This window comes from uncultured Agathobaculum sp. (assembly GCF_963927765.1).
Lineage (GTDB): Bacteria > Bacillota > Clostridia > Oscillospirales > Butyricicoccaceae > Agathobaculum.
The window spans coordinates 15818-27476 of sequence record NZ_CAWVCU010000025.1 but is presented as its reverse complement, the minus strand read 5'-3'; the positions used below and the strand labels follow the sequence as shown (position 1 = coordinate 27476).

14 protein-coding genes are annotated in these 11659 nt (G+C 55.5%); 11 read left to right on the top strand and 3 right to left on the bottom strand.

Annotation, left to right across the window (positions count from 1 at the left end; all coding sequences use genetic code 11):
* From ABGT74_RS01630 to ABGT74_RS01600, 7 genes are all read left to right on the top strand, one after another.
* The coding region (locus tag ABGT74_RS01630) for a hypothetical protein (protein WP_346704188.1) at positions 1-787 on the top strand (787 nt) is incomplete at its 5' end.
* A 9-nt stretch (positions 788-796) separates the two neighbouring features.
* Positions 797-1504 (top strand): hypothetical protein, encoded by a 708-nt coding sequence (locus ABGT74_RS01625; RefSeq protein WP_346704187.1) that lies wholly within the window; start codon positions 797-799, stop codon positions 1502-1504.
* Positions 1501-1896, top strand: a complete 396-nt coding sequence (locus ABGT74_RS01620; RefSeq protein WP_346704186.1) for a hypothetical protein — start codon at positions 1501-1503, stop codon at positions 1894-1896. Before ABGT74_RS01625 ends, ABGT74_RS01620 begins: the two co-directional genes overlap by 4 nt.
* Before the next feature lie 105 nt (positions 1897-2001).
* Complete coding sequence (locus ABGT74_RS01615) at positions 2002-2208, top strand: hypothetical protein (RefSeq protein WP_346704185.1); 207 nt, start codon at positions 2002-2004, stop codon at positions 2206-2208.
* Between the two features lie 44 nt (positions 2209-2252).
* Complete coding sequence (locus ABGT74_RS01610) at positions 2253-2498, top strand: hypothetical protein (protein ID WP_346704184.1); 246 nt, start codon at positions 2253-2255, stop codon at positions 2496-2498.
* Positions 2495-2764, top strand: a complete 270-nt coding sequence (locus tag ABGT74_RS01605) for a phage holin (RefSeq protein ID WP_346704183.1) — start codon at positions 2495-2497, stop codon at positions 2762-2764. The genes ABGT74_RS01610 and ABGT74_RS01605 overlap by 4 nt, the downstream gene beginning before the upstream one ends.
* Before the next feature lie 4 nt (positions 2765-2768).
* The gene (locus tag ABGT74_RS01600; RefSeq protein ID WP_346704182.1) at positions 2769-3701 is read left to right on the top strand and encodes a peptidoglycan recognition family protein; all 933 of its coding nucleotides are present in this window, start codon (positions 2769-2771) and stop codon (positions 3699-3701) included.
* A 63-nt stretch (positions 3702-3764) separates the two neighbouring features.
* Here ABGT74_RS01600 and ABGT74_RS01595 read toward each other — a convergent pair whose 3' ends face one another.
* Positions 3765-4565, bottom strand: a complete 801-nt coding sequence (locus ABGT74_RS01595) for a hypothetical protein (protein ID WP_346704181.1) — start codon at positions 4563-4565, stop codon at positions 3765-3767.
* Between the two features lie 234 nt (positions 4566-4799).
* Between ABGT74_RS01595 and ABGT74_RS01590 the strand changes: the two genes are divergently transcribed.
* Positions 4800-5213, top strand: a complete 414-nt coding sequence (locus tag ABGT74_RS01590) for a glycosyl hydrolase family 18 protein (protein WP_346704180.1) — start codon at positions 4800-4802, stop codon at positions 5211-5213.
* Positions 5214-5380: 167 nt separating this feature from the next.
* A complete protein-coding gene (locus ABGT74_RS01585; protein ID WP_346704179.1) occupies positions 5381-6220 on the top strand; it encodes a CAP domain-containing protein in 840 nt (279 codons plus the stop codon).
* 48 nt (positions 6221-6268) lie between these two features.
* On the opposite strand, the gene ABGT74_RS01580 is transcribed toward ABGT74_RS01585, so the two are convergent.
* Positions 6269-6538 carry a barstar family protein gene (locus tag ABGT74_RS01580; RefSeq protein WP_297283477.1) on the bottom strand — a complete coding sequence of 90 codons (270 nt, stop codon included), beginning with the start codon at positions 6536-6538 and terminating at the stop codon, positions 6269-6271.
* A 53-nt stretch (positions 6539-6591) separates the two neighbouring features.
* Positions 6592-7029, bottom strand: coding sequence for a hypothetical protein (locus tag ABGT74_RS01575; RefSeq protein WP_346704178.1), 438 nt, complete (start codon positions 7027-7029; stop codon positions 6592-6594).
* A 179-nt stretch (positions 7030-7208) separates the two neighbouring features.
* Between ABGT74_RS01575 and ABGT74_RS01570 the strand changes: the two genes are divergently transcribed.
* Positions 7209-7580, top strand: a complete 372-nt coding sequence (locus tag ABGT74_RS01570) for a BlaI/MecI/CopY family transcriptional regulator (protein ID WP_297283475.1) — start codon at positions 7209-7211, stop codon at positions 7578-7580.
* An 18-nt stretch (positions 7581-7598) separates the two neighbouring features.
* Complete coding sequence (locus tag ABGT74_RS01565) at positions 7599-11576, top strand: M56 family metallopeptidase (protein ID WP_346704177.1); 3978 nt, start codon at positions 7599-7601, stop codon at positions 11574-11576.
* Positions 11577-11659: the final 83 nt, after the last annotated feature.

The following is an 11659-nucleotide window of genomic DNA, read 5'->3' as shown; positions in this document are numbered from 1 at the left end:
CCAGCTGGTGCTGCTGGCCGTCGCGGCGGCTGCGGCATACGACCCAGAGGGCAGCTACGCGGTGGGAGACTACTGCACGCACGGCGGGAAGCTGCACAAGTGCAATACCCCGATACCGAGCGGCGAGGCGTGGAACGCGGAACACTGGACGGAGACGACTGTCGCGGCAGAGCTGGCTGCGGTAAAAGCGGAATTATCTAATAAGCTGGGTTTGATAAACGGAACGTATGAAGATTTAAGCGCCATGCCTAATCAACCAATAACTTATTTGACTCCTGCCAGTGGAGTGGTTGGACTGCCGGATGAGTGGCCGCAGTCCCGGCATGATTTTGTGCGGTTGTGGTGCGGGAATTTGTCATATACGCTGGATTTCATAGCAAGCTATGCCAATAAAAGGCTGGCCTATCGTATGGGACAAACTCAAAAATGGCAAGTTCTTGTTACGAAGACACCGCCAGAATCGCTGAATATTCCGTTGGAAGGCGGTTTTACTGGAGCATTACGAGCGGAACGAAATCAATTTGGACAGGTTTTGCTGACAGGTGTAGTTGCAGCTGAGTCCATTAACGCAAATGACCTCATTGCTACTTTGCCTGCTGGATATTTGCCAAAAGAAAAAACAGAACGGTTTAGCATGGTATCCAATCGTGGAAATGATGGAAATTCTTTTGCAACAATCGGACAAATGAGTAGCGAAGGTGATATGCGTTTATGGCAATACATCCCCAATAATTATGCAGCGAATACCTATTTAGTGATAAATCACAAATATCAAGCACGCATTTGAGGTGATGAAATGAGTGAAAAATTCTATTGTGTAGTGGATGCACGGGGGTATTTCAAAAATTATGTTTACACGCGCGCGGATGAATCGGGGCAGGAAGTAGTGCAGCATTATCAGATGCTGGAGGGCGAACGGCTGATAGACGCCGCGCCACCCACAAAGCGCCAACACGCAGGAAGCACTGGCTTTGCAACGCCCCGCTGGGACGAGGACGCTACCGCGTGGGTCGAGGGCGCGACCGGCGAGGATCTGGCCGCGTGGGAGTCCGAGCACCCTGACCCGGTTTCTCTAGAGGACAAGCGCGCAGCCAAGCACGCCGAAGTGTCTGCGGCGAGTGAAGCAGCCATCTATGCGGGCATGGACGTGGAGACCACGCAGGGCACAGAGCATTTTTCGCTGACGGAGAAAGACCAGATCAACCTGACAACCGCGAAAAATGCGGTAGATAAGGGGGCGGCGGCCTATCCGTATCACGCGGACGACGCGCGGTGCCGCATTTTCACGGCGGACGAGATCAACGCGATTTCGCAGGCAAGTATCGCGCATATCATTTATCACACAACCTACTGCAACCACCTGTTTGAATGGATTCGGCGCGCGGACGCGGCGGAGCTGGCGGGCATCACCTACGGCTCAGAGCTGCCGGACGATCTCGCGGCGCATATGCAGGAGATTCTGACGCAGGCGGGCGCGGTAGCGGAAACGGAGGCTGTCACGTGAAAAAACTGCTGTTACATATTGTGCTTGCCGTCATTGGCGGCGTGGTGTACATGGGCATCGAAACCCTTTGGCGCGGGTACACCCATTGGAGTATGGGCGTGCTGGGCGGGGTGTGCTTTGCCCTAATCGGCCTGCTGGACGAATGGCAGGACCACCCGCCGATGTGGCTGCAAATGCTGCAAGGCGCGGTGATCGTGACCATGCTGGAGCTGCTGGTGGGGCTGGTGGTCAACCGCTGGCTGGGTTGGAATGTCTGGGACTATTCCGACATGCCGTTTAATCTCTGGGGGCAGGTGTGCTTGCAGTTCGCGGTCGCGTGGTTTTTTCTGTCGGCCGCGGCGGTGTGGCTGGAAAACGCCTTGCACCGGCTGGCGGCATGGCTGAAACATTGAGGGGGTGATGCCTATGCGTGTATGACCAAACGACGGCAAAAAACGGAGTAAACCACCCCGTTTATGAAATATGTTGGCCAAACGGCCGGAAAGGAAGTAAAAAATATGTACCAGAACAACATCTACATCCAGAACCATGAGGAAGTCAAGTCCATGGGCGGCGACATCGGCGTGTGCCTTGACAAGTACGACAAGAAGCACGGCCTGAAGCACAATGACCTTGCCCGCGCACAGTACAAGCACTGGCGCAGCGTGCAGACCGGTGTGCCGGAACTACTGAGCGCAGCCGACAGAAAGCTGCTCGGCCTGTAAGCGGGAGGAGGTGACGGGGCGGGTAGAACCCGCCCCACCTTACTATGAATGTGGAAATCATCATTGCCGCAATGAGTCTGCTCGGCACATTGGCAGGTACGTTCGCAGGCATCTATGTGACCGGATCGGTCACACAGTATCGCATCAAGCAGCTCGAGAAAAAGGTGGAGACGCATAACAATCTGATTTCTCGCACCTATAAGCTGGAGCAGGATTATGCTGTACTGGACGAGCGTATCCGCGTGGCCAACCACCGCATTGAGGACTTGGAGAAGGAGGATAACACATGAATTTGACAGTTAGAATCAAAAACCCGGTATTTTGGGTACAGATCATCGTTGGTGCGTTTGCAACGGCGCTGGCCTATGCGGGTCTGACCGCTGCCGATATCACGACATGGGGCGGTCTGGTAGATGTGATCATCGGCACGGTGAAAAATCCGTACTGCCTGTTTCTGATCGCATCCAACATCTGGAACGCGCTCAATGACCCGACGACCAGCGGTTTGAAGGACAGCACAGATGCAAAGACATATGAAGCACCGAAAAAGGGGTGAGGTTATGAAAACGCAAAGCGGATTTACCCTGATGACTGTCGCCGAGTTTGAGAGCTGGCTCGCATCGCAGCGCGTCACACGCGGCATCCGGCTGGTGCAGCTGCACCACACATGGTCGCCCGCCTATGCGCAGTTTAACGGCAGTAATCATTTCACGTTGCAGAGCAACATGAAAAGCTACCATCTAAGCATTGGCTATGCCGACATCGCGCAGAACCTGACCATCTTCCCTGACGGGCAGGTCATGACCGGGCGCAGTCTGAATACCGCGCCCGCCGGATGCGTCGGTGCAAATACCAACGGCATTTGCATCGAGAACATCGGCAATTTCGACGTTGGCGGCGATACCATGACCGATGCGCACAAGGATGCAATCGTGCGCGTGACTGCGGCACTGCTTAAAAAGTTCGGACTCAGTCCGGAGAGCGGCGTAACCTATCACGCATGGTGGACAGAGGGCGGCACGAGCCTCGGTACATACATCGCCGGCAGGTCGTGCAAGACCTGTCCGGGCACGGCTTTTTTCGGCGGCAACACGCGCGCCAGCTATGACAAATGTCTCAAGCCGCTGCTGATGGCGGCGATGAACGGGAGCTATCAGGAGGAGGAGGACGACGAAGTGATAGAGCAGAAAACCGTGCTGGTGGATGGCAAGGAGTACACCTGCGAGTGTATCGAGAAAGACGGACATAACTTTGTGAAGATGCGTTCGCTTTCGCAGGCGGGGTATGACGTTGTATTCGATGCGGCGCGTCAGCTGCCTGCCATGACCGCGCCGCAGTGCCGTGCGTTTGTGCCGGACGGGGACGAGGCCGTGCAGGACGCGATTGACACGCTGCAGGAGACCTGTGGGCTGGAGGAGCAGACGATTGCGTATATGCGCAAGTATAAGTACGGCGACGAGCTGGTGACCAAGCTCGCGGCCGCAATGAAATAACGGTGTTCAATTTGGACACGGGAAAGCCCCGACCGGATGGTCGGGGCTTTAAGTATGTACGAATCAATAAAGGCGGAATGCAACAAACGCACCAATAAAGCAAACAATTGGAATTAGCCATAACTGATGTTTAAATGGTTTGTTCGAAATAAAATACATTACAAGATCGGCTAATAAGCTGATGCTTCCAATTGTGCAAAAGTTGAATATGATAAGATTGGCCAACTGTTCGCCGTTCGAGCCAGCCAGATCCACATTTACACTTATGATACTGAATATAGCAATAAAAATTGTCAGGATTGTGATAACATTTCCGTAAATTTTAGTTTCGAAATGTTTGATTTCATCAACCTGCTTTTCAACCGTATTCAACTCTCTTTTGTACTCAGAGGTGTAATATCCCAAATTGGAATAGTCATATTCATCCTTGAAGGTGCCCGAATACGTTGTTTCAGGTGTGCTCGATAATTCTTCAAAAATGATGGAAGCGTAACTTTTATTATCAGTTAACGTTATACTCGAATTGGATACATTGGTAAGGCGGAAGTAAATGCGAGTATGATGACCCGGTTGATATATAGGTGAGTCAACCAGAAGTCCCTGCCTAATTCGCGAATTACGCCCCACCACACGAGCAATCATGTTGTTGGGTAAATGAATTATTTCTCGTGCTGCAACCATGATTGACTCAGACGGAAGAAGCGTAACATGAGAAAGTTGTTCGTGTGTCTCTGCATCGGTGACACACATAAAACTATCTGTTTTGAGGTCATAAAGAATACTCTGAATTTGCTCTAAATTCGCGTTTTCAATTAAGTTGTTCGACTGAATTTTAGCGCGTATTTGAGTATCAACTAAAATCATGTTGACATCTCCTATCCATGCATGGCAGTAGCGGTATATTTATCTTATTATTTAATAATAGTCTTTCTGCATCGAAAAGTCAACTTGGAAAATTGAACCGGCCGAGAGGTTTGTGCCGCCCGATTGGAATGCAGACAGCGGTGTTCAATTTGGACACCAGAAAGCATAGGTCGGGGCTTTCTTTATATATATCTTCCCCGTCCTTATGAATGGGGCTATGCGCTTTCCGAGCCGATGGCGGTAGCGCCGATCAACAAGGTCGAGCAGGTGGTGCGCTTTGCGGTTTCGCAAATTCCGCCGGAAAAGATCTTCATGGGCATCCCCAACTATGGCTATGACTGGACGCTGCCCTATATCAAAGGCCAGAGCCGGGCGCGCAGCCTGGGAAATGTGCAGGCGGTCGAGCAGGCGATACAGGTGGGCGCGCCCATCCGGTTCGACGCGGAGGCGCAGTCGCCGCATTACAACTATTGGCGCGAGCGTGCCGAGCATGAGGTCTGGTTCGAGGACGCGCGTTCCATCCGCGCCAAGCTGGCGCTGGCTGGGGAATATCGGCTGCGCGGGGTGAGCGTATGGAATATCATGCGGTATTTTCCGCAGCTGTGGCTGGTGCTGAACCAGCTGTACGACATTGAAAAACTGGCATAAAACACGGAAAACCGACCGAAAAATCCCTTTTTCGGTCGGTTTTTGCTGTATTTAGGGGATTCCTGCAAACATTTCCATTGCAAAATGGTTACAAAGCACGCTATACTCTGGTACATGGTGCAAAGGGCACCAGAAAGAGCAAAAGCAAACCAAGGAGGTTACATATCATGCAGCTGAAGAAAATGGTACCGCTGGCGCTGGTCGCGGTGATCACGACTACCGCAGTCGCGGGCGCGGCAAATCTGCCGTTGGAGAAGAAAATCAGCCCGTCCGATGTGTATTCTTATATGTGTGATTCCGGTTTCCGTCAGAATCTGCTGGACAAGTATTTTGCATTCCTGTGCGGTCAATTCCCGGGAAATCGCCCCGAGCAAAAGCCGGAGGAAACACCCGAAGAGACGCCGGACGTAGAACAGCCGGAGGAGACGCCGGACGTAGAGCAGCCGGAAGAGACGCCGGATGTAGAACAGCCGGAGGAGACCCCGGATGTCGAGCAGCCGGAGGAGACACCGGACGTAGAGCAGCCGGAAGAGACGCCAGACAATCCGCCGCAGCTGCCGGATGACAACCGCCCGGAGGAAACCCCAGACAACACCCCGGAGCAGACTCCGGAGGAGGACAACGACGCTTCACAGGGGGACTATGCATCGCAGGTTGTGGCGCTGGTCAATGCAGAGCGCGCCAAATACGGCCTGTCCGCGCTGAAGGTGGACAGCCGCGTGCAGCAGGCGGCACAGGTGCGCGCGAAAGAAACGGTACAGTCGTTCTCGCACACGCGGCCGAATGGCTCTTCCTTCTCGACCGCACTGACCGAGGCGGGCGTGTCCTACACCCGTTCGGGCGAGAACATCGCTTACGGTCAGTCGACACCGCAGCAGGTGGTGCAGGCATGGATGAACTCGTCCGGCCACCGCGCGAATATCCTCAATGAGAATTTTACGACCATCGGCGTCGGCTATACGGTATCGGGCGGCACCGCGTATTGGGCGCAGCTGTTTACGGCATAAGAGAATTTCAGCAAATCAAAAAGGACGTGCTTTGCACGTCCTTTTTTGTTAATATTCAAAATTCAGCAGAAAATCCGGGTTTTCGGTTGCAGCGCCCGCAAAAATGCGCAGCATAAATTCGCCGTAGTTTCCCAGTGCGTCGACCAGAAACTCAGCATGCCGCAGCGTCAGCCGCGTGGGTGGACAGATACAAAGCTCATCATAGAGCGCGTCCAGCGTGCCGCCGTAGTCGGCGGAAAAGCCAAAAACATCCGCCAGCGCCTGATGCACCTGTTCACGGGTATAAAAGGTTTCCGCATCCAAAAGCAATTCTCGCATGTGTGTTTGTCCCCCTTAATCAACGCACAATCCAGACCGCCGCACGGCCGCATTTAGGTTGCGTTCGGATAGAATAGCAGATAGAGCTTGTGATAAAATTCCTGTCCGCGGCTGCCCTCAATATCGCGCAGCTCACCATTTACAAATACATAGCCATCGGCATTGACGCCGATAGAGTTACCATTTTCAAAGGTCACGGTCAACAGGTTACCCGTCAGCTTTTCTTTGCTGGGCTTGAACAGGTGCGGATACTGGGTATAGGCGTAGCTGGACAGTAGCTCAGTGATAGCGGCAAGCTGCTCCGGGTCGGTCACAGTCCGCACTTCGGTTTGGTTTTCCGTGAGTGTGACGGTGGTCTGTGTGGTCTTATCGGTGATGTCCGCATAGGACTGATGGTAGAATTCGATATACAGCATACGCCCGGCGAGAAATAACAAAATCAGCAGCAGCGTGCTGCAAATGGCAAATCCGAGCGCCATGGATTTTCGCATAGGTTCCGGCTCCTTTGTCGGCAGGGGGTCAATGGTTTTATACTATAAGCATAGCGCAAAATAGGGGCTCTTGTCAATTTTCAAAGTGTAAACAAAGTATGACTTGACAAGCATGTTCTACTATTGTAGAATGTAAGCACAGAAAGGGTTTTACATTTGTAGAAAAAGGAGGGAACAACATGGAGAAAAGCAAACGGCTGCCGGATGCGGAGCTGGAAGTGATGCAGGCGGTCTGGTCGCTGGAAGCGCCGGTGACCGCGGCAGCAGTACAGCAAAAAGTACCGAGCGACTGGAAAGCGACGAGCGTTTTGACCTTCCTCTCGCGCCTGTGCGACAAAGGGTTCCTTTCGTGCGAGAAAGAAGGCCGACAGAACCAGTATACGCCGTGCGTGACGCAGGAGGAATACCTGCAGCGCGAGAGCCGCAGCTTTGTCGAGCGCGTGTGCGGCGGGTCGGTGAAAAATCTGGTAGCAAGCCTGTCGGACGCGGGCGCGCTGACCGCGCACGACATCGACGAACTGCGCGCCTTTCTCGACGCGCAGGGACGGTAAGGACAGGAGGGGTAGGATATGTTACGCTTTGCATGGAGCGATCTGCTGAACAACCTCACGCAGATCGGACTGACTGTATCGGCGGTGGCGCTGGTGCTGTTTTTGCTGCGCAAAGCCCTCAAAAAACGCTATCCCGCGCGCGCAATGTGCCTAGTGTGGGCGGTGCTCGCGCTGCGGCTGCTGGTGCCTGTGCAGCTGACGCTGCCCGACCCGCCGGTGCAGGTCACGCCGGTGAAATATGTGTCATTGCAGAGGAATACGGATACGGCGGCTGATGGTCTGGCAGCTGAAGGAGCCGGGAATACCGTGCAGGAACAATCGCAGGACACGCCGCCGCGTGTGACGGCTGACACCGAGACCGAAAGCTGGGACGGTTCGCAGAACAGCGATTCCATAGTACCGGTAGCAAAGATTTTGTTCGTGCTGTGGGGCGCGGGCATGCTGGCATTTGCGATCTGGCAGACCTATGGATATGTGTCCTTCCGTTATCTGGTGCGGCAGACCGGCGAACCCGCCGAGTGCGATACCCTGCGCGCGGTGTTTGAGGAGCAGAAACGGTCGCTCGGCATCCAGCGGAACATCCCACTGCGGGTGACACGGGCGGCGGACTGCCCGATGCTGGCAGGTTTCCTGTGTCCTGTGCTCTACCTGCCGGATGAAGCGCTGTCTGCACAGGACGCGGCGTTCATCTTCCGGCATGAGCTGACGCATTACAAGCGGGGCGATTTGTGGCTCAAGCTGGCGCTGGTCGCGGCGCGGGCAGTGCACTGGTTCAATCCGATGGTGCATCTGATGGCGCGGTTTGCACAGGAGGATATCGAGCTGGCGTGCGACGATGCAGTGGTGCGCGGCATGGACGTGGACGCGCGCCGTGCCTACGGCGAGACCATTCTGCGCTCGGTCGAAGCGCAGATGAAAAAGCGCGCGCTGGTGTCGTGCTTTGCCGGAGAAAAGGAGACGCTGATGCGGCGTTTCGAGGGATTGTTTGACAAAAAGGTCAAAAAGCGCGGCATTGCGCTGGTCGTGGCGGCGGCGGTGCTGGTCGGCACGCTGGGCTGCGCCTTTTCGATAGGGGAAAGTAAGGACCAGCTGACGGACGAAGAGCGTGTTTCGCTCGCCGAGCAGTGGGCGCAGCGCACAGAAAGCCTTGGGTATACGGTCAAGCTGGATGGCGAGGACACCTATGTGCTGTACGATATGCAGTGGGAGGATTTTCCGGAGTTGCCTGTGCCAGATCGCGTGGCAGAAAAGCTGACTTTTGAAAAGTCCGCAGACGGCTGGCAAGTCACCAAGGGCGAAGCCGTCGCAGGGGATGGCGTGACCTCGCTCGACGAGTTCCGCATCCTGTATGAAAACGATCTCGGCCTACCCGACCCGATTTTGGGCGGCGATATGGTGCTTACCGAAGCCCAGCAGGAAAATTGGGGCGACCCAGCTGATGCGGCGGCCTACCTGCTGCATCTACAAGCTGCCAGCGTGATGGGCGGCTCGTCCGCCGACCGCACCATGGGCGACGATATCATGGACATCACGTTTATGTTTGATGACCGCAGCGAAGTGACCATCACGATGGTCAATCAGTTCGACCAAGGCTGGCTGCCGCAGGACTTCACCTACGACGGCGGCAAAAACGCACGCACTGTCGCTGATCTTGCGGGACAGTATGCGCGCGGCGTGATGCACAAGAGCGGGCAGTATATCTATCCCATCCTGTCCGAACAGATGCAGCAGGAGTTCCGCACTGCACAGCAGATACCGGGCGGCGGCATTAGCTGGAAGTACGGTGGCTCGTCCCCGTCCTACCGTGACTATACGCTGGTGCCGACGAGCGGCGGTGAGTATATCGCCGTGTTCCAGATGTACGGCGGTGGTGTGAGCGACCAGCGCAACGCGCATCTGATCCGCACCGCGCAGGAGGATGGCCGTTCGGTCATCGTGGATGTGCAGCAGATCGACCGCGGCGGTGATATGACGGACAACGAGATATTCCGCCTGTATTACGACTCTGGTCTCGCATGGCCGACCATTTCCGAAGGCGCAGAGAACTTCAACGATCAGCCGCTGGACGCGTTGAGCAGACCGCAAGACGCTGCGCCGATTGTGCTCAGCTATGTTGGAGGTACCTCGGCTTTCGACCTCATCTCAGAGAGCGGCAACGAAGCAGTTGTACGCGTGAGCTTCATTGACGAAAGCCCTTCGGTCGATGTGCAGATGCGCAGAACGGACGGATACTGGCTGCCGGTCGGGCTGGTAACGCAGTTTGACCAGGGATTCGGTGCTTATCTGGTTGAGGATGACAGCCCGGTCAGCCAAGGCGCGTTGCCCGTCGGCGCGACCATCCAGCAGGCGATCGAGAACGCAAACGGCGAAATTCCGCTGCTGCAAGCGGGACAAACGATCAAGCTTGAGCCGGTTGACGGCAAGTTGACCGCAACGGATGCCGTGCTGACCGACGCGGTCATCCACGCGGACGGCACGCTGCAATACACCGACAAGGAGACACAGCAGACCAATATCCGCTTTACCGATGTGTATGACCGCGGCAGCGCGGTGTATTTGTATAAGGTTGAGCATCTGATGGCAGAGGCACTGTCCTCGACGCTGGGCGCGGTGGTCTATCGCGGTGTGACGGTGACCTATCGCACCAGCGCCTATACCGGCACGGAACAAGAATATACCGCTGCGTTCGTCTACCGGCTGGCAAACGAGGGTGTGCCGAATGCGGATTACACCATCACCTCGACCGAATATTATAATGATACCTATGGCTACACGCTGACGCTGCCCGACTGCTTTGTCGAGCAGGGCTACGTCAAAGAAAACGACGGCGTGGTGCAGTTCGGTCTGCAAAATGCGCTGCCGGGCTACACGGACGACCCGACTGACGGCGGCGTGGTGATGGGATTGTATGCTGAGGCAACCGCGTCGCTCAAGGCGCAGTTCGGCGAGGACTGGGAAGCGGGCTTTCCGGTGCCCTGCAAGCAGCTCACTGAGCGGGACGGCCTGACCTATTATCTGTCGTTCGCGTCCGATGTGCAATATGACCCGTCGGATGAGAATATCGCCGCGGCTTATACCGAAATGTATCAGGCGGCACAGGCGATGGACGGCACTTCGATCTCGTTTGACGGACAGAATGACGCGCAGGCGGGGCGCGCGCGGCAGCAGGTGCTGCATGATCTGGCGGTGCGGTATGCTTATATGGAAAACCAGATGCTGAGCAGCGGTCTGCCGATCGATCTGGTCACGGTCGAGCCCAACCTGACCGACGGCTCGTGTCTGCTGGTCGTTCGGTATACGGGGCAAGCGGGTGATTATTATTTCACCACTGCCCAGCGGCTGTGGTATGAGGGGACGGACTCGGTTACGCCTGATCGCACCGAAACGCTGGTCAACACCTCAGGCGGCGTGCGCTCGCTCGAAGATTTCTGGTATGCGTTCCCACTTGAGCAGGGTTTCCCGGTGTTCGATGAGACCGGGCTGGAAAAGCTGAGCGAAATGGCGGCAAAGCCCGCCTCGCTCGAGAATCCCAACCTTTCCACCCCGGAGGCCTGCGCCGAATATGTGCTGCATTTTGTGGGTGGTAAGTGGGTCGGCAAAACCGGCAGCGAGGACGATGCCGAGATGCACCTGACCTATCGCTGGGATGACGGCGAAATGACCCTCCGCATGCAGCGTGTGCAGCTGTCGGACAGCAGTCCGGCGCTGTGGCTGCCCATCGGTTATGACGGCTATCAGCCGCAGTATCCGCCCTATCTCCGCGTAGTCGCTAACATGATGGAGTACTATCCCTACCGCACGACGGGCGAGCTGCTGCAGGCGCTCGAGATGGGCTGGGTCGACGGCGCATATGCCGAGAGTGTGTTTGCTGAACTGGATAAACGCTGGCAGCAGGACGCGGACGCAGTTGAAGATGCGGTCGCGGGCAGCAGCACAACCGTGCAGACCCTGTGGGAGAGCCACAGGGCGGCAAACCCGGATATCTTTGGCGCATAATTTGACGAAAACTTAACAGAAAAACAGGCTTGACACTGCCCTACTTCCCATGATAAGATGATGCCAAACAAAGGGGAGTAGTC

Bases quoted from the DNA above. Each gene is read 5' to 3' on its own strand.
- ABGT74_RS01575 (WP_346704178.1), bottom strand. From the start codon at position 7,029: ATGCGAAAATCCATGGCGCTCGGATTTGCCATTTGCAGCACGCTGCTG.
- ABGT74_RS01590 (WP_346704180.1), top strand. From the start codon at position 4,800: ATGGCGGTAGCGCCGATCAACAAGGTCGAGCAGGTGGTGCGCTTTGCG.
- ABGT74_RS01585 (WP_346704179.1), top strand. From the start codon at position 5,381: ATGCAGCTGAAGAAAATGGTACCGCTGGCGCTGGTCGCGGTGATCACG.
- ABGT74_RS01605 (WP_346704183.1), top strand. From the start codon at position 2,495: ATGAATTTGACAGTTAGAATCAAAAACCCGGTATTTTGGGTACAGATC.
- ABGT74_RS01580 (WP_297283477.1), bottom strand. From the start codon at position 6,538: ATGCGAGAATTGCTTTTGGATGCGGAAACCTTTTATACCCGTGAACAG.
- ABGT74_RS01565 (WP_346704177.1), top strand. From the start codon at position 7,599: ATGTTACGCTTTGCATGGAGCGATCTGCTGAACAACCTCACGCAGATC.
- ABGT74_RS01600 (WP_346704182.1), top strand. From the start codon at position 2,769: ATGAAAACGCAAAGCGGATTTACCCTGATGACTGTCGCCGAGTTTGAG.
- ABGT74_RS01595 (WP_346704181.1), bottom strand. From the start codon at position 4,565: ATGATTTTAGTTGATACTCAAATACGCGCTAAAATTCAGTCGAACAAC.
- ABGT74_RS01570 (WP_297283475.1), top strand. From the start codon at position 7,209: ATGGAGAAAAGCAAACGGCTGCCGGATGCGGAGCTGGAAGTGATGCAG.
- ABGT74_RS01615 (WP_346704185.1), top strand. From the start codon at position 2,002: ATGTACCAGAACAACATCTACATCCAGAACCATGAGGAAGTCAAGTCC.
- ABGT74_RS01610 (WP_346704184.1), top strand. From the start codon at position 2,253: ATGAATGTGGAAATCATCATTGCCGCAATGAGTCTGCTCGGCACATTG.
- ABGT74_RS01625 (WP_346704187.1), top strand. From the start codon at position 797: ATGAGTGAAAAATTCTATTGTGTAGTGGATGCACGGGGGTATTTCAAA.